This window comes from Pseudomonas sp. DWP3-1-2 (assembly GCF_049896285.1).
Lineage (GTDB): Bacteria > Pseudomonadota > Gammaproteobacteria > Pseudomonadales > Pseudomonadaceae > Aquipseudomonas.
Genome location: NZ_JAFCTZ010000005.1, coordinates 214,636 through 230,812 on the forward strand (window position 1 = coordinate 214,636; position 16,177 = coordinate 230,812).

At 57.8% G+C, this 16,177-nt stretch carries 17 protein-coding genes and 1 pseudogene; 9 read left to right on the plus strand and 9 right to left on the minus strand.

All coding sequences use genetic code 11. The features are described from left to right. Window positions 1–31: 31 nt before the first annotated feature. The 3 genes from ACP7B0_RS14380 (at window position 32) to ACP7B0_RS14390 (ending at window position 3,204) form a co-directional block, all read left to right on the plus strand. The gene (locus ACP7B0_RS14380) at window positions 32–535 is read left to right on the plus strand and encodes an ureidoglycolate lyase (RefSeq protein ID WP_426142073.1); all 504 of its coding nucleotides are present in this window, start codon (window positions 32–34) and stop codon (window positions 533–535) included. A 48-nt stretch (window positions 536–583) separates the two neighbouring features. Next, window positions 584–1,873 carry a urate hydroxylase PuuD gene (locus ACP7B0_RS14385; RefSeq protein ID WP_426142074.1) on the plus strand — a complete coding sequence of 430 codons (1,290 nt, stop codon included), beginning with the start codon at window positions 584–586 and terminating at the stop codon, window positions 1,871–1,873. 545 nt (window positions 1,874–2,418) lie between these two features. Next, window positions 2,419–3,204: an outer membrane protein OmpK gene (locus tag ACP7B0_RS14390; RefSeq protein WP_426142075.1), complete on the plus strand. Its 786-nt coding sequence runs from the start codon at window positions 2,419–2,421 to the stop codon at window positions 3,202–3,204. A 110-nt stretch (window positions 3,205–3,314) separates the two neighbouring features. Here ACP7B0_RS14390 and ACP7B0_RS14395 read toward each other — a convergent pair whose 3' ends face one another. Further along, window positions 3,315–3,545 (minus strand): hypothetical protein, encoded by a 231-nt coding sequence (locus ACP7B0_RS14395; protein WP_426142076.1) that lies wholly within the window; start codon window positions 3,543–3,545, stop codon window positions 3,315–3,317. Window positions 3,546–3,563: 18 nt separating this feature from the next. After that, a complete protein-coding gene (locus ACP7B0_RS14400; RefSeq protein WP_426142077.1) occupies window positions 3,564–4,472 on the minus strand; it encodes a DUF808 domain-containing protein in 909 nt (302 codons plus the stop codon). 145 nt (window positions 4,473–4,617) lie between these two features. Between ACP7B0_RS14400 and ACP7B0_RS14405 the strand changes: the two genes are divergently transcribed. The 6 genes and pseudogenes from ACP7B0_RS14405 (at window position 4,618) to ACP7B0_RS14430 (ending at window position 10,342) form a co-directional block, all read left to right on the plus strand. Beyond that, window positions 4,618–5,223 (plus strand): TetR/AcrR family transcriptional regulator, encoded by a 606-nt coding sequence (locus ACP7B0_RS14405; protein WP_426142078.1) that lies wholly within the window; start codon window positions 4,618–4,620, stop codon window positions 5,221–5,223. A 521-nt stretch (window positions 5,224–5,744) separates the two neighbouring features. After that, window positions 5,745–6,431, plus strand: a pseudogene (locus ACP7B0_RS14410) (cache domain-containing protein); the annotation flags it as partial. 123 nt (window positions 6,432–6,554) lie between these two features. Next, entirely contained in the window at window positions 6,555–7,289 is a 735-nt protein-coding gene (locus ACP7B0_RS14415; RefSeq protein ID WP_426142179.1) for a methyl-accepting chemotaxis protein, read from the plus strand. Window positions 7,290–7,465: 176 nt separating this feature from the next. Further along, entirely contained in the window at window positions 7,466–8,299 is an 834-nt protein-coding gene (locus ACP7B0_RS14420; protein WP_426142079.1) for an ion transporter, read from the plus strand. 118 nt (window positions 8,300–8,417) lie between these two features. Further along, window positions 8,418–9,416 carry a sulfate ABC transporter substrate-binding protein gene (locus ACP7B0_RS14425; protein ID WP_426142080.1) on the plus strand — a complete coding sequence of 333 codons (999 nt, stop codon included), beginning with the start codon at window positions 8,418–8,420 and terminating at the stop codon, window positions 9,414–9,416. Window positions 9,417–9,595: 179 nt separating this feature from the next. Then, window positions 9,596–10,342: a hypothetical protein gene (locus ACP7B0_RS14430; RefSeq protein WP_426142081.1), complete on the plus strand. Its 747-nt coding sequence runs from the start codon at window positions 9,596–9,598 to the stop codon at window positions 10,340–10,342. Window positions 10,343–10,577: 235 nt separating this feature from the next. On the opposite strand, the gene ACP7B0_RS14435 is transcribed toward ACP7B0_RS14430, so the two are convergent. From ACP7B0_RS14435 to ACP7B0_RS14465, 7 genes are all read right to left on the minus strand, one after another. Further along, window positions 10,578–10,823 (minus strand): hypothetical protein, encoded by a 246-nt coding sequence (locus ACP7B0_RS14435; RefSeq protein ID WP_426142082.1) that lies wholly within the window; start codon window positions 10,821–10,823, stop codon window positions 10,578–10,580. Next, window positions 10,824–11,399 (minus strand): hypothetical protein, encoded by a 576-nt coding sequence (locus tag ACP7B0_RS14440; RefSeq protein WP_426142083.1) that lies wholly within the window; start codon window positions 11,397–11,399, stop codon window positions 10,824–10,826. A 193-nt stretch (window positions 11,400–11,592) separates the two neighbouring features. After that, window positions 11,593–11,988, minus strand: coding sequence for a hypothetical protein (locus tag ACP7B0_RS14445; RefSeq protein ID WP_426142084.1), 396 nt, complete (start codon window positions 11,986–11,988; stop codon window positions 11,593–11,595). A gap of 11 nt (window positions 11,989–11,999) precedes the next feature. Then, on the minus strand, window positions 12,000–13,205 hold the full coding sequence (gene ccmI, locus ACP7B0_RS14450) for a c-type cytochrome biogenesis protein CcmI (RefSeq protein ID WP_426142085.1): 1,206 nt from the start codon (window positions 13,203–13,205) through the stop codon (window positions 12,000–12,002). Further along, window positions 13,202–13,672 (minus strand): cytochrome c-type biogenesis protein, encoded by a 471-nt coding sequence (locus ACP7B0_RS14455; protein ID WP_426142086.1) that lies wholly within the window; start codon window positions 13,670–13,672, stop codon window positions 13,202–13,204. Before ACP7B0_RS14455 ends, ccmI begins: the two co-directional genes overlap by 4 nt. Then, a complete protein-coding gene (locus ACP7B0_RS14460; protein WP_426142087.1) occupies window positions 13,669–14,205 on the minus strand; it encodes a DsbE family thiol:disulfide interchange protein in 537 nt (178 codons plus the stop codon). The genes ACP7B0_RS14455 and ACP7B0_RS14460 overlap by 4 nt, the downstream gene beginning before the upstream one ends. Then, window positions 14,202–16,175, minus strand: a complete 1,974-nt coding sequence (locus tag ACP7B0_RS14465; protein ID WP_426142088.1) for a heme lyase CcmF/NrfE family subunit — start codon at window positions 16,173–16,175, stop codon at window positions 14,202–14,204. The genes ACP7B0_RS14460 and ACP7B0_RS14465 overlap by 4 nt, the downstream gene beginning before the upstream one ends. Window positions 16,176–16,177 lie beyond the last annotated feature (2 nt).

Here is a 16,177-nt window from a genome sequence, read left to right on the forward strand (position 1 = left end):
ACTCATTGAATCTGAAAACAGAAGACCCAGCATGCGCACACTGATCATCGAACCATTGACCAAAGAAGCCTTCGCCCCTTTCGGTGACGTCATCGAGACCGACGGCAGCGATCACTTCCTGATCAACAACGGTTCGACCCAGCGTTTTCATCGCCTGGCCGAGGTGCAAACTGCCACGCCGGATGACAAGGCGATTATCAGCATCTTCCGCGCCCAGGCGCTGGAAATGCCGCTGACCGTCTGCATGCTGGAGCGACATCCGCTGGGCAGCCAGGCATTCGTGCCGCTGCTCGGCAACCCTTTTCTGATCGTGGTCGCGCCACTTGGCGATGTACCTGAATCAGAGTGTGTCCGCGCCTTCATTTCCAATGGCAGGCAGGGCGTTAATTACCATCGCGGCGTCTGGCACCATCCGGTGCTGACGATCGAAAAGCGGGATGACTTCCTGGTGGTTGATCGCAGTGGAGCAGGCAACAACTGCGATGAGCATTTCTTCACCGAGGACCAGAAGCTGGTTCTCGACCCCCACCGATAAGAGAAGTCCCTGAGCGTCCGCCAGTGACGACAGGCAAGAGGTAAAACTGTGGAAGCACATCTGATGGAATGGCTGAATCTGAGCGTGCGCTGGATTCACATGATTGTCGGGATTGCCTGGATCGGCGCGTCGTTCTATTTCGTATGGCTGGAGAACAACCTCAACCGGGTCAACCCCCGGGACGGACTGTCCGGGGATTTGTGGGCCATTCACGGTGGCGGCATTTACCACCTGGAAAAATACAAGCTCGCGCCACCGACCATGCCGGACAATCTGCACTGGTTCAAATGGGAGGCGTATTTCACCTGGATTTCCGGCGTCGCGCTGTTGTGTGTCGTGTTCTACGCCAACCCGACCCTGTATTTGCTGGCACCGGGCAGCAGCCTGTCAGGCCTGGAAGGCGTCGCTCTCGGCCTGGGTTCACTGTTCGTCGGCTGGTTTGTGTACAGCGTTCTCTGTGACTCGGCGTTGGGAAAACGCCCCGCCCTGCTGGGTTTTATCCTGTTCGTCCTGCTGATCGCCGCGGCCTACGGTTTCAGCAAAGTGTTCAGCGGGCGCGGCGCTTACCTGCACGTGGGCGCGATCATCGGCACCATCATGGTCGGCAACGTGTTCCGCATTATCATGCCGGCCCAGCGAGCACTCGTGGCGGCTATTGCCGAGAACCGCACGCCGGATCCGTCCCTGCCCGCCAAAGGGCTGCTGCGTTCTCGGCACAATAACTATTTCACCCTGCCGGTGCTGTTCATCATGATCAGCAACCACTTCCCGAGCACCTATGGCAGCTCGTACAACTGGTTGATCCTGGCAGGGATCGCCGTCCTGGCGGTGCTGGTTCGACACTACTTCAACACCCGGCACAACAGCCATAAATTCGCCTGGACCCTGCCGGTCTCGGCGCTTGGCATGTTGTGCCTGGCCTACGTGACCGGCCCGGTGCAAATGCCAAACGCGCCTCAGGTGGCGAAGACCCAGTATCAACCGCTGCCGGGCACTGCCATTGGCGGTTATCGCCACGACGAAGCCAGGCCAACACCCGCGCCGGAGCCTGCCGAGGTCGCCGAGGCCAGCCCTCCTGTGGATTTCGATAAGGTCCACCGCGTGATCCAGGAACGTTGCACGGTGTGTCATTCGGCCAATCCCACCACCACCCTGTTCAGCACCGCGCCGGCCGGGATCATGTTCGACACGCCGCAGCAGATCCAGCAAATGGCACCGCGTATCCAGGCCCAGGCCGTCACGTCGCACATCATGCCCTTGGGCAACATCACCCAGATGACTCAGCAGGAACGGGATTTGATTGGCGCGTGGGTAACCCGTGGCGCACAAACCCACTGACATCAACATGGCATTCGCGGGGCCGACTTAGCCGGGGAAATCCGCTCTACGGGCGTCATCCTGCGATGACGTCTTCCCGGCTAAAGCCGGTCCCACGGTGCGAACGCCTGCACCCAGCCGGGAGCTGCCTGACAAGACCGTCCAACTTTGAAGGGCACTTCAGCGTTCGCACCGCGACACCGAAGTGATCTCCCCCACGATACGCACACTGCTAGACCACAACCCCCTCCTTCTGCCCCGTCCCAGAGCACTTGCATCACCCACCGGCAACTCATATCCTCCGCCGCCGCCGTAAACCCGCCTTGTTTCAATGCTGACCGAACGGACAACTACCTGACCAACCGGTCAACTGGCGGGTTTCGAACAAAAAAATCTCAATCAACCGCAAAACGCCTGGCAAATAGCACTTTCGTGCGATTTTTCAGGGGGATTGGCTCAGCTTTTGCTATGTAGACAAAGCTGACCAAACAGACATGTTTTAGCGGCGGAAAAAGTGCCCACGAAGAGCACAAATAGAACTTATATTTCCATCAGGGGAACAATGAATGAACCGTATTATTTCCAGCACGCTCGTTGCCGGCAGTCTTCTGGCATCCGGGCAGACCATGGCCGACGACCTTCTGCAATGGCAAAGCAACAGTCTGACGTATCTCAATGGTCGGGACTTTGCTGTCAATCCGTCAAATCAACAAACGTTTACGTTCGAACATGCTGACGGCTGGAAATACGGCGATAACTTCCTCTTCGTTGACAAGATTTTCTATAACGGCAAAGGCGATTCCACGAACGGGGATAACACTTACTACGGCGAGTTTTCTCCACGCTTGTCCCTGGGCAAGATACTCGGCCAGAAGATTGAATTTGGCCCAATCTCCGACGTCTTGATTGCGGGCACTTACGAATTCGGTGAGGGCGACAGCGAGTCTTACCTGATCGGCCCAGGCTTCGACCTGAAAATCCCGGGCTTCGATTATTTCCAGCTGAACTTCTACAAGCGCTACAACGATGGACATCGCGCAGGCTATGGCGCCTGGCAGGTGACCCCGGTCTGGTCCTACACCATCCCCGTGGGCAAATCCGATATTCTCATTGACGGCTACATGGACTGGGTCGTGGATAACAAATCCGACCACAATGGCGAATACAAATCCAACGTACACTTTAACCCGCAAATCAAATACGACCTGGGCAAAGCGCTGAACCTGCCGGACCGCCAACTGTATGTCGGTATCGAGTACGACTACTGGAGCGACAAGTACGGCATCGAAGACACAAGGTATTTTGACACCAACCAGAATACGGCGAGTTTGTTGGTGAAAGTGTTTTTCTGATTCAGAACCACTGCAGGAGCGAACGGTCCACGAAGTTATATCCCTGTTCACACAGGGCTAACCCTTGTCGACACGTTTGCTCCTACAGGTTAACGCTCTACTTGAAGCTTTTATGTGCCAGGGGGACTTTCCCACGGCAACGGCCTACCCGCCCGAATAGCCGAATTGATCGAGCGCAGCAGTTCCAGAGGGTCGCGATCCGTGCGCGCATGGCTTTGTTCGTCGACCCAGTTCGTGACCTGCTTGCGTTCCAGGTTGGGCCGCAGATGAAGTATCTCTACAAGCTGGCGTTCGCACTGCTGGGCATAGGCGACCACGCTGGAAAACAAGGGGCTATTCATTGAGTCGAACCTCGCTATTCAGGCCCTGATACGTTTCCAGATTTTCCCGGCCACAGTGACCAGCAGCACCAGAAGTGCGCCCGCTACCAGACCCGCGACGGCGTCGATCACCGTAGGAACAACCATTGAAAAACCACCCACCGACTCCGCCGCACGCTGGGTGATGCTCTCACTCCAATGGTGAGCAAATGGCAGGCCATGGGTGAGGATACCGCCGCCGACCATGAACATGGCTGCAGTGCCAACAATGGACAGCACTTTCATCAGTACCGGTGCCAGCCAGAGCAGTGCACTGCCCAACGCCTGCAAGGCCGAATTGGCGCCCTTTTTCAGATACAGCCCCATGTCATCAAGCTTGACGATACCCGCCACCAATCCATAAACGCCCACGGTGATCAACACCGCCACGATCACCAGCACGCCGACTTGATCCATGAACGGCCGGGTGGACACTACGCCCAGCGCCAGCACGATGATCTCCGCCGACAGAATGAAGTCGGTGCGAATCGCGCCTTTGATGCGGTCCTTTTCGAAAGCCACCATGTCGACATCCTGGCTGGCGGCGGCCTGCTTGCGCTGTTGACGTTCCTGAGCGGTTTCGGGATGCAGCCATTTGTGCGCGATCTTTTCAAACCCTTCGAAGCACAGGAAGGCGCCGCCAATCATCAGCAGCGGCAAAATACCCCAGGGGGCAAAAGCACTGATGAGCAAAGCGGCCGGTACCAGAATCGCCTTGTTGAGCAGCGAACCTTTGGCCACCGCCCAGACCACCGGCAATTCCCGGTCAGCGCTGACACCGGTAACTTGCTGGGCGTTGAGCGCCAGGTCGTCACCCAGCACACCGGCGGTTTTTTTTGCAGCGAGGGAGACATCGTCAAGCAGCGTCGCAATGTCATCCAGAAGGGTTAGCAAGCTTCCAGCAGCCACGGGCAATTTCCTTAAAACATTCGTTGAAGACTCAATGGGCGCTATTGAAACATAGCCATGCCGGGCGCGTGGCGCGATCTTGAGGCTGGCCTGAGGGCGGTGCTACCATGCGCCTCCGCTGAACGGGCAAGGAAACCTCTGGTTTATGAGCAGTATTCGCGAGCGCAATAAAGAACTGATCCTGCGCGCAGCCAGTGAAGAGTTCGCCGACAAAGGGTTCGCCGCCACCAAGACCAGCGACATTGCCGCCAAGGCCGGGCTGCCCAAACCCAACGTCTATTACTACTTCAAGTCCAAGGAAAACCTCTATCGCGAGGTGCTCGAGAGCATCATCGAGCCCATCTTGCGTGCCTCGACGCCCTTCAATCGTGACGGCGTACCGGCTGAGGTGCTCAGCGCCTACATTCGCTCAAAGATTCGTATTTCCCGCGAGTTGCCGTTTGCCTCGAAAGTATTCGCCAGCGAGATCATGCATGGCGCGCCGCATCTGACACCGGAGCAGGTCGAGCAACTTAACGGCCAGGCCCGACACAACATCGAATGCATTCAAGCGTGGATCGACAGCGGGCAAATCTCCGGGATTGACGCCCATCACTTGATGTTCACCATCTGGGCAGCGACTCAAACCTACGCCGATTTCGACTGGCAGATTTCGACGGTCACCGGCAAGACAAGACTCGATGACGCGGACTACGAGGCCGCTGCGCAGACCATCATTCGCCTGGTGCTCAAAGGTTGTGAGCCGGACTGAGGGCTTATGGCTCCGTTCAGGGGTGGCCTTTTTCACGGCTAAAGCCGGTCCCACGTTATAACCAGACAACAAAAAACCCGCCGAAGCGGGTTTTTTGTTTGACCATTCCGACATCCTGTCAGTAGCCGTCCTGGCAATGGTCGATCATCCGTGATCCCGTAGCGCATCCTTTGCTGCGGTGTTGGATCCAATCTTAGGCCGCCGCCTCTGTCAACACCAGAGCGATTTTCCCTACTTCGTGTAAGCCTTTCGCTATACAGATTTGCCCTACAGAAAAATGTGAACCACCTCTCATGTTTGGACGACGCAGGCCGATACGCTGAAGAGGACAATCAGGACCGGACGCCCGAAACAGCTGTCACTCACCCTAATGCTCGCCCCCTACGCTGTTATGGCGCGGCTTGCGACACAATAAAAAATACGGAGTCATGACCATGAGTATGCGCAACTTATCGATCAGCCGACGGCTCTGGCTGATCCTCATTGTGTCCGTATTGATGCTCTGCACCCTCACGACCGCAATGCTCAATCAGGTTCACACCGACCTGTACGATGCCAAAGCGCAGAAAACCATGCACGTGGTGCAGACTGCCAGCGGCATTCTTGAGTACTACCATGGGCTGGAAACCGCTGGAACACTCAGCCAGCAACAGGCTCAGGAGCAGGCGCTCAATGTCATGCGTAACCTGCGCTATAACCAGAGCGATTATTTCTGGATCAACGATTTGCGACCTGTGATGGTCATGCATCCGGTCAGCGTGAAACTGGTGGGCCAGGACTTGTCAGCCATCAAGGACCCGGACGGCTTCGCACTCTTTAACGAAATGGTTGCCGTGGCAAAGGCCAAGGGTGCTGGCATGATCAGTTACCGCTGGCCAAAACCGGGCGCCAGCGAGCCGGTGCCGAAAATTTCCTATGTGCAGCTTTTTGCGCCCTGGGGCTGGATTCTGGGTTCCGGCGTCTATGTCGACGATGTCTCCGCCGAGTTCCAGCAGCAAGTCTGGCGCGCCGTACTGTTCAGTCTTGCCATTGTGGTGATCATGGCGTTGCTGGTCCTGTTGATCGGCCGCAGCATCGTGCGTCCGTTGCGTGAAACCGTGCAGGCGATGTCCGACATCGCCAGTGGCGAGAGCGACCTGACTCGCACACTGCAAACCCAGGGCAATGACGAAGTCACCCAACTGGCGAGGCATTTCAATGCATTCGTTGCCAAGCTGCGGGGTGTGGTGAGTCAGCTGCAAATCTCCGCCAACGGCCTGGAACAAGCGTCCACTGATCTTGGCAACAACGCCGAGCAGGCACAGGCGCGCAGTCAGCAGCAATCCCAGCAGATGGAATTGGTGGCGACGGCCGTCAACGAAGTGACCTACGGCGTTCAGGACGTCGCCAAGAACGCCGAGCACGCGGCGCATGAAATGCGCGACGCCGAAGCTCAGGCTCTTCAGGGCCAGGTCAACATTGACAGCAGCCTGCGCCAGATTGATCACCTCTCCGGCACGATCAATCAGGCGGTGGGCGTCATCCGCACCCTGGCGGAAGAAAGCACGCAAATCGGCGGGGTGCTGGAAGTCATCAGTTCCATCGCCGAACAGACCAATCTGCTGGCCCTCAATGCCGCCATTGAAGCCGCCCGCGCCGGGGAGCAAGGCCGTGGGTTTGCGGTGGTGGCCGACGAAGTGCGTTTGCTGGCCCAGCGTACACAAAAATCCACGGCAGAAATCCAGGCCATGATCGAGCGCCTGCAAACTCACTCCAATGCGGCAGTGAAAGTTATCGCCGACAGCAGTCGTTCGTCCGAGCTGACCATCGAGCAAGCCCATCAGGCGGGCCAGAGCCTGACCTCCATCAGCCAGGCACTGCGCAACCTCAACAGCCTCAATGCATCCATTGCCAGCGCGACCCTGCAACAATCCCACGTTGTGGAAGACATCAACCAAAACGTGACCCAGGCGGCGCAGTTGTCACAGACCACCGCCATCGCCGCCGAGCAATCCAGCGGCGCCAGCCTGCACCTGCGCACCCTGAGCGAGCAACTGAACAGTCTGCTCAAACAATTCCGCGTCTGAATAGCCACGGTCGGGAAAGCAACTTCCCGACCGTGCGCCCCCTACCCATCCCACTGCGCGTGCCAGTCCGGCATCAACCGACCCAACCTGCCTGCCTGCCTGCCAGAGCCAACTACGCTTGCGTTGTCTGAGGTAATACTCATAGGCTCGTCCGACTTTTGATTCGGAATACATTCATGGACAGCAACATCACCCGGCGCGAACAGCTGCGCATCATCATTTTCCAGACCGACACCCCTGCGGGGCGGCGCTTCGACCAGACCTTGCTGGCCGTCATCCTGTGCAGCCTGATCGTGGTGGTCCTGGACAGCATCCCGGCGATTCACGCCAACTACTCAAACTGGCTGGCCTATATCGAATGGGGCTTCACGGCGGTCTTTCTGGTCGAATACCTGCTGCGTCTGTATTGCTCGCCTCGACCGTTGAAATACGCCTTCAGCTTTTACGGGCTGGTTGATCTGCTGGCCATCGTGCCGGGCATCCTGGCGCTTTATTACAGCGATGCCCAATACCTGCTGATCGTGCGGATCATCCGCATGCTGCGCATTTTCCGGGTGCTCAAGCTGAGCCCTTATCTGAACCAGGCCAATTATTTGCTGGCAGCACTGCGCGGCAGCAAACAGAAAATCATCGTATTTCTGGTCAGCGTTTCAACCCTGGTCATCGTATTTGGCACCCTGATGTATGTGATTGAAGGACCGGAGCATGGTTTTACCAGTATCCCCACCGGGATTTACTGGGCCATCGTAACGCTGACCACCGTGGGCTTCGGCGACATCGTGCCCAAGACGCCGCTGGGGCAAATACTGTCCTCGTTGGTGATGATCACCGGTTACTCGATCATCGCCGTACCCACCGGGATCTTCACCGCTGAGCTGGCCAATGCCATGCGCGGCGAACAACAGCAACACGATTGTCCGGTGTGCGCCAAGAAGAACCATGAACCCGGCGCGGCTTTCTGTTCGCGCTGCGGCAACGCGCTGTTTCCACGGGTCAACAATAAGGAATAAGTCCATAATTTTTTAATCTATAAACGCCTAAGGCAGTGCAGTTATAGTTCTTGGCATTGCGCCATCAGCGTTGAATGGTTCGACGGCCCCCTTCGAGATCTATAAAAAGGAATATGCAGTGAACAAACTCTTCGCCGCCTCTCTACTGGCTGCAGGCTTGGCTTTGAGCGGTGCCGCCCAGGCCGCTCCTACGCTGTTGAACGTCTCGTATGACGTGATGCGTGACTTCTACAAAGACTACAACGCAGCCTTTCAGAAACACTGGAAAGCCGATCATCAGGAAGACATCGCGGTGCAGATGTCATTCGGCGGATCAAGCAAACAGGCGCGCTCCGTAATCGATGGACTGCCCGCTGATGTCATCACCATGAACATGGCCACCGACATCAATGCCCTGGCCGACAACGGCAAGCTGGTGCCGGACAACTGGGTCACGCGTCTGCCAGACAACAGTGCGCCGTTTACGTCCGCCACGGTGTTTATCGTACGCAAGGGTAACCCCAAGGCCGTGAAGGACTGGCCGGACTTGATCAAGAACGGTGTGGAAGTGATTGTGCCCAACCCGAAAACCTCGGGTAACGGCCGGTATACCTACCTCTCGGCATGGGGCTACACGCTTAAAAATGGCGGCGACGAAGCCGCTGCCAAAGCGTTTGTCGGTCAGTTGTTCAGCCACGTCCCTGTTCTCGACACAGGCGGACGCGGCGCCACCACCACGTTTATGACCAACCAGATCGGCGACGTGTTGATCACCTTTGAAAACGAAGCGGAAATGATCGCTCGGGAATTCGGTCGCGACCAGTTCGAAGTGGTGTATCCAAGCGTTTCAGCCGAGGCCGAACCGCCAGTGAGTATCGTCGATAAAGTCGTCGACAAGAAAGGCAGCCGCGCCGCCGCCGAGGAATACCTTAAATATCTGTGGTCCCCTGAAGGCCAGGAAATCGCTGCCGCCAACTACCTCCGACCACGGGACCCGGCCGTGCTGGCTAAATACACCGACCGCTTCCCGAAGGTTGACTTCCTGTCGGTCGAGAAAACCTTCGGCGACTGGCGCACCGTGCAAAAAACCCATTTCAACGATGGCGGTGTGTTTGATCAGATTTACCCAGCCAAGTAACAGACTGGCGGTCTCCGCTGGGGTGGCCTGGGAGCGACTAAGTTGGCTCTCGCCGCCCCACCCTGACATTAAGTTACAAGTCCTGTTCCTCGCCTGCCGATACCTTCTGCCTACACCAGTAAAGATTTCCGACACGTCGCCGATAAACTTCTTACACCAAACGTTCATGGAGTGACGACATGGAAATCTCTTTAACGGCCGGCAGTACCTTGGCATCCACGATGCGCCTTACCCAGGCCAGCCAGACACTGACCGCCAAGACCATCACCGAAGATCAAAAAACCGCGTTCAACAACGCCACGCCGGCGGCGATTTATCATCCCAGTGAAGAAGCCGTGGCGCTGAGTCAGACCGTGTCGACCCAGCCCATGGTCGTCGTAAACACCTACGGTCGTACTCAGTCTGCCGATTTCCCGACAATAGCCAAGGTGCAGGAACGCGCTCGCGATGGGTTGAAGACCTCGTTCGATGAATTCAAGTCCGCTCTTGCCTCCGCTTTCCCGGACCTCGCCGACAAGAAATTCGGCTTCACCATCGAGGCCGACGGCAAACTCAAGGCGCTCAACTCAGCGGGCGAGCTCAGTACTTCCGATATGGATCAACTGGATAAACTGTTGAACGCCTCCAGCTCGCTGAAAAGCGCTGCCAGCACCTACCGAGATGCTTCCATCGATCTGGTGGCGGCCGACGGCAACTGGGGTGGCTCTTATCTCGGCGATTACCAGCTGGACAAGGACAACTTCGCCAGCACCATTGATCTGGGGGCGCTGTTTATACCCCAAGGCAAAACACCTGATCCTGAAGCGATGGCGGGTTGGTTTTCGCACCAGCTGTGGAGCAAAGGTGAACTCGCAACGCCGGAATCGCATGCAGCCATCCTGGCGGCACGCGACGCAAAGAAAGCGGCTGAAACGGCAAAGGGCTGAACGTGATGCGGTGGAATACAACCGTATGACCGGACTTGAGCGATGCAAAACGGCGACCGAATGGTCGCCGTTATTGTTTCGATAACCCACCACCTGATGTGCAGGAGCGAATTCATTAGCGAAGCGGGCATGACCAATAAATGGATGCTTGAACTACAACCCCATTGCAGCGAGCGCAACCTCGGATTTATAACCCAAAATCGTAGCCCTTGCACAACTCAGATAAACATGTGAGTTATCCCGCAAAATACCCAGTATTTTTTTTCAGGTATCCCTGAGCCAGTTGGGAATATGGATTTCCAAATGTCATGGGTGTCGGAACGAGATGCATGGCAGCAGTGCAACTTTGCATTTCACCCACCATCTTCAACACGACACGCAATACAGCATCATTCATATCCCAAGTATTCGCCTGCGGCCCATACCAGTTTACTAAAACCTCGCGCAGTACCTCTTTGTCTCTGCAGTCCATTTCAGCCATCTACAACCTCCGCTTGATACTACCGACAACTTGCAATGCCACTTCTCTTCTGCCACGTACAGTAATGAGTTCGACGTTATTGCCATCCAACACCATAATCTTATGAAAATCGGCACTGTCTGCTGCTCCGTGAAAAATGATCTGAATATTGTCTCGGTCAAAGAAAACAGTGTCAGACTTACAGTCAAGCTTCAGCAGACTACGCTGCAAGCTCAGCTCCTGGGGATTAGCGCTGGCCTCCAGCGGCGTAGAAACGCCGTAAATCAAACGATAAAAATCAGCAACACTTGTTAACCCCTTAGCCAACCGAGGCAGAGACTCGGCCATCTGGACGGGATCCAGATGCTGCACACCGATATAGCCTTTCTCCGGGTAAGCCGCGACAAAGCTGTCACCACTTAAAAAGGCGAAGGGTACTCCTGGGAGATCGAGTTGATAACCGGAAAAAAAGACGGGGAGAAAAGCCCCTTTTTGATAGGCAAGAGATCTGACTTCGGGTGCGGAATATTCGCAAACACTTGCAAATGAAGTTGCCGAGCAACAAACAGCAAGAAAAACACCTGCCAGATATCTCATTATGTATCCCTTTCTAACCATCAACACTGCAAAGCGGTGACAAATCAGCAGAGATTTTTATACATCAGGGGTGCTATGTATATAGAAAAAAAGTAGGAAGCGGCTGAATACCGTGTAGGTTCTTTTTTATTAGCGCTGATACGAAAAACGGCACCCTTGGGGCGCCGTTGTCGGTGGTGAAGATCCTGCCCACTCAATTCCCGAACTGTCGACCCAACCCCGCGGGCACGCCGCTGGAATCCGTTTCCTGCCACGGACCATTGGGCGTGGTAGACCAGCTCCAACCGTTGTTCCAGCGGTAGTAGGTGCGCTGCCGGTAGAAGGTGTCGGGTTGGTCATCCAGAACGTGGACGCCCAGCTTTGCATCCCAATGGCTGTTGCCACCCGGTGGCGGCGCGAAGTTGGCCGAGGTTTTCGGGCCTGCGGACGGCGCCTTGGGCGTTTGCGGAGCGCCTGGTTTACTCGGCCCCGAGGGTTTGCCGGGCAAACTCTGGATCGGCTCCTGGCTGCGTGGGCCGGTGGGCTGGACGGCACAGGCGCTCAGGCCAAGGACCATACCCAACAAGGTGATACGTGCGGCGCGGTACATAAGCGGGTTCTCTACTGATCCGGACTGTCGATGGTGAGCGTCTGCAGCGTCGTAACACTGCTGGCCAGCGGCTTGCTACGGCCGATCCACTCGCCTTTGGTCGGCTGACCTGCACGGGATACCCGCGCCACCAGTTGGACTTCCGGGAAGTTCGACAGTTTCAGTTGCGGCATCATCGCATCGGCGTCAGCCAGTTCGATTTCTGCGGGCAGCTCCGCAACCGTCACGCGCTTGACCGCCAAGGGTGCCGGAGGGCCTTTGATCGCGCGGGCAAAGATGAACACGCTGTCACCCGGCGCGACCTTGGCCTTGAGCTCAGGAGCCAGATCCACCCGCACCTTGATCAGCGCAGTCCTGGCAGCCGCCACCACAGGCGTCTGGACAACTTCACCGCGCTCCGTCAGTTTCTCGCTGGCCCGGGCAATGCCGCCTTCCAGGGCCGAGCGTGATGGATCCTGGGGGGGCAGAACCGCCAACAATTGTTTCCAGTAGTCCATGGCTTGCTGATAGCGCTCGGCTTCAAACGCGGCGATGCCCAACAGCCCCAGACTGGTGACTTCTTTTGGATCAGCCTTCAAGGCTTCATCAGTCAGCGCCTGGACTTGCGGGGTGAACTTCTTGTCCCCGGCAAAGTACAGGGCCTGCGCCCATTGCCCGAGCAACTCCGGCTGGCGACCTGCCACGGCCACCGCGCGCTCGAACATCGCGGCGGCGTCTGCCGGACGATCCTGGGCCATGTAAGTACGCGCCAGGAAATAAATACCTTCGGCCGAATCAGGCTGGGCTTTTACGGCACGTTCCAGACGGCTGGTCATTTCTTCCAGAGAGCCGGGTGGCTGAGCAAACTCGCGGGTCAGTTCGACCTTGTCACTGGCACCGAAATGCAGATACAACGCCAGCCCCAGCACCGGTACCAGCAGCGCCGCCAGCAAGGGCAACGGCTTGCCCAGACGCGAGGTGCGCAGCGGCTCGACACCCTCGGTGTCGGCCAGCAACTCCCGCGCAGCTTCAGCCCGGCCATTGTCCATTTGCACCGAGGACAACACGCCCTCCTCTTGCTGACTTTGCAACTCAGCCACGCGTTCCTGGTAAAGGGCGACGTTCAGCGCCGTGCGATCTTCTTCGCTCTGAGCGCGACGGCCACGCAGGACGGGGATCAACAGAAAACTCAGGGCCACCAGCAACAGCAGGCCGGCAGCTAGCCAGAAATCAATCATTCGCGGTTTTTATCCAGCAGGTGGGCGAGGCGCTGACGCTCCTCGTCGGAAAGGGTGTCGCTCTCAACGCGACCCTGGCCACGGCGGCGCACAACAATGACCCCGATAACCAGCAGGCCGCCGATCAGCAGTCCCGCAGGACCGAACCAGAGCAGCCAGGTGCGGGAGCTGAGGACCGGTTTATAGCGCACGAAATCGCCGTAGCGATCGACCATGAAGTCGATGATCTGCTGATTGCTTTGTCCTTCCCCGAGCATGCGGAAAATTTCCTTGCGCAGGTCGGCGGCAATCGGCGCATTGGAGTCGGCAATGTCCTGGTTCTGACACTTGGGGCAGCGCAGTTCCTTGGTCAGTTCGGCGTACCGCGCCCGCTCGGCATCATCGCGAAATTCGTAAGCGTCGATGGCGGCGTTAGCGATCGTGACCAGCCCCAGGCTGAGAACGGCGGCGGCAAGAAAACGCTTCATCGGGACGCCTCGTCAACCAGCCCCTGATACAGGCCTGCCAGTTGTTCGCGCCACACGGTTTCGTCGATCACCCCGACGTATTTGTGGCGAATAATGCCTTTGCTGTCGATCAGGAAGGTTTCCGGTGCGCCGTAGACACCCAGGTTCAGGCCCAAACTGCCTTCTTCGTCGCGGATGTTCAGCTGATAAGGATTGTGAAAGTCCTTCAACCACTTCAGGGCGTCAGCATTCACATCCTTGTAATTGACGCCGTAGATCACCACGCCTTGCTGAGCCAGTTTGTTAAGCACCGGATGCTCCACGCGGCAAGCCACGCACCAGGTGCCCCACACGTTCACCAGCGCGGGCTTGCCCAGCAGGTCGGCCCGGGTCAGCACCTTGTCGCTTTCCACTTGTGGCAGGGAGAACTCGGGGAAAGGCTTGCCGATCAAGGCCGACGGCAACTCGGCCGGGTCCAGGTACAGACCACGGTAGAGAAACACCGCCACACCCAGGAAGATCGCCAGCGGCAACAACAGAACCCAACGCTTCATACCGCAACCTCCGCAAGGCCCAAGGCGTCACGCACCTTGCTCTTGACCTTGACCCTGTAGCGCTTGTCCAAGGCCGCCAGCAACCCGCCCAATGCGGTGATCAAACCGCCGAACCAGATCCAGCGCACGAAAGGCTTGACGTGCACCCGCACCGCCCAGGCGCCGTCGCCCAGTGGTTCGCCCAGCGCCACATACAGGTCACGGGTAAACCCGGCGTCGATACCCGCTTCGGTCATCATCGACTGCTGCACGGTGTACAGACGTTTTTCCGGATGCAGGATGGTCAGTTGCTCGCCGTCTTCAAGCACACGAATCGTGGCGCGATCCGACGTGAAGTTCGGGCCTTGATAATGTTTGGCGCCGTCGAACACGAACCGGTAGCCACCCAGCTCCATGGATTCGCCGGGCGACAGACGCAGGTCGCGTTCGGCGCTGTTCTGACTGGAGAGCACAACCCCAAGCGCACAGACCGCAATCCCGATGTGCGCGACCTGCATGCCCCAATAACTGCGGGTCAGGCTACGAGCGCCCTTGATGAGGCCTTTGTGGCGTGTTTTGTCCAGCAGGTCGCGAACGCCTGCCAGCAGCACCCATGCCGCAAGCATGCAGGTGGCCAGCACCGCCCAATGAAAGTCGTCCATGGCAAGTCCGGCGATGACCGCCAGCACTGCACTGCCTATCAGGACCGGCGCCAGCATGCTCAGCAACCATTTGACCGGTGTGTCTTTCCAGCGCACCAGCACGCCAACGGCCATCACCACCATCAACAGGCCCATCAGCGGCACAAACATCGCGTTGAAATAAGGCGGGCCCACGGACATCTTCGCGCCGCTAAGGGCGTCGAGCACCAGCGGGTACAGGGTACCCAGCAGAATCATGGAAGCGGCGACAACCAGCACCAGGTTATTGCCCAGCAACAGGGTTTCCCGTGACCACAGGCCAAAGCCCACGTGGCTTTTGACCACCGGGGCGCGCAAGGCGAACAGGGTCAGCGAGCCGCCCACGACGAACAACAGGAACATCAGGATGAACACGCCACGCTCTGGGTCGGAGGCGAAAGCGTGAACCGAGGTCAGCACGCCGGAACGCACCAGGAACGTTCCCAGCAGGCTCAGCGAAAACGCGGCGATGGCCAGCAAGACGGTCCAGCTCTTGAACACACCGCGTTTTTCCGTGACCGCCAGGGAGTGAATCAGCGCCGTGCCCACCAGCCAAGGCATGAACGAGGCGTTCTCCACCGGGTCCCAGAACCACCAGCCACCCCAGCCAAGCTCGTAATAGGCCCACCAGGAGCCCAAGGTGATACCAATCCCGAGGAACGCCCAGGCCACGATGGTCCACGGACGCGACCAGCGCGCCCAGGCGGCATCCAGACGCCCACCGAGCAGCGCGGCAATGGCGAAGGCGAACGCCACCGAGAAACCCACATACCCCATGTACAGCATTGGAGGGTGAACGATCAGGCCGATGTCCTGCAGAAGCGGGTTGAGGTCGCGGCCGTTGGCCGGAATCTGCGGCAGGATGCGCGAAAACGGGTTGGACGTCAGGATCAGGAACAGCATGAAGCCGACGCTGATCATGCCCATCACCGCCAGCACACGGGCCAGCATGACCTGCGGCAACTGCCGGGAGAAAATCGATACCGCGAACGTCCATCCGCCGAGGATCAAGGCCCAAAGCAGCAGCGAGCCTTCGTGTGCGCCCCATACAGCGCTGAACTTGTAGTACCACGGCAACGCGCTGTTGGAGTTTTCCGCGACGTAGGCCACGGAAAAGTCGTCGGTCATGAACGCATAGGTCAGGCAACCGAACGCGAACGCCAGAAAGGTGAACTGCCCCCACGCCGCCGGTTGTGCCAGCCCCATCCACATGCGGTCGCCACGCCATGCGCCCATCAGCGGCACGACGGCCTGCACGATGGCGAAGCACAGCGCCAGAATCATGGCCAGATGGCCGAGTTCAGGAATCATGG

Excerpts from the sequence above, each read along its gene's own strand:
- ACP7B0_RS14465 (WP_426142088.1), bottom strand. The coding sequence starts at position 16,175 with ATGATTCCTGAACTCGGCCATCTGGCCATGATTCTGGCGCTGTGCTTC.
- ACP7B0_RS14430 (WP_426142081.1), top strand. The coding sequence starts at position 9,596 with ATGGAAATCTCTTTAACGGCCGGCAGTACCTTGGCATCCACGATGCGC.
- ACP7B0_RS14435 (WP_426142082.1), bottom strand. The coding sequence starts at position 10,823 with ATGGCTGAAATGGACTGCAGAGACAAAGAGGTACTGCGCGAGGTTTTA.
- ACP7B0_RS14445 (WP_426142084.1), bottom strand. The coding sequence starts at position 11,988 with ATGTACCGCGCCGCACGTATCACCTTGTTGGGTATGGTCCTTGGCCTG.
- ACP7B0_RS14420 (WP_426142079.1), top strand. The coding sequence starts at position 7,466 with ATGGACAGCAACATCACCCGGCGCGAACAGCTGCGCATCATCATTTTC.
- ACP7B0_RS14440 (WP_426142083.1), bottom strand. The coding sequence starts at position 11,399 with ATGAGATATCTGGCAGGTGTTTTTCTTGCTGTTTGTTGCTCGGCAACT.
- ACP7B0_RS14395 (WP_426142076.1), bottom strand. The coding sequence starts at position 3,545 with ATGAATAGCCCCTTGTTTTCCAGCGTGGTCGCCTATGCCCAGCAGTGC.
- ACP7B0_RS14455 (WP_426142086.1), bottom strand. The coding sequence starts at position 13,672 with ATGAAGCGTTTTCTTGCCGCCGCCGTTCTCAGCCTGGGGCTGGTCACG.
- ccmI (WP_426142085.1), bottom strand. The coding sequence starts at position 13,205 with ATGATTGATTTCTGGCTAGCTGCCGGCCTGCTGTTGCTGGTGGCCCTG.
- ACP7B0_RS14415 (WP_426142179.1), top strand. The coding sequence starts at position 6,555 with ATGGAATTGGTGGCGACGGCCGTCAACGAAGTGACCTACGGCGTTCAG.
- ACP7B0_RS14405 (WP_426142078.1), top strand. The coding sequence starts at position 4,618 with ATGAGCAGTATTCGCGAGCGCAATAAAGAACTGATCCTGCGCGCAGCC.
- ACP7B0_RS14390 (WP_426142075.1), top strand. The coding sequence starts at position 2,419 with ATGAACCGTATTATTTCCAGCACGCTCGTTGCCGGCAGTCTTCTGGCA.
- ACP7B0_RS14380 (WP_426142073.1), top strand. The coding sequence starts at position 32 with ATGCGCACACTGATCATCGAACCATTGACCAAAGAAGCCTTCGCCCCT.
- ACP7B0_RS14460 (WP_426142087.1), bottom strand. The coding sequence starts at position 14,205 with ATGAAGCGTTGGGTTCTGTTGTTGCCGCTGGCGATCTTCCTGGGTGTG.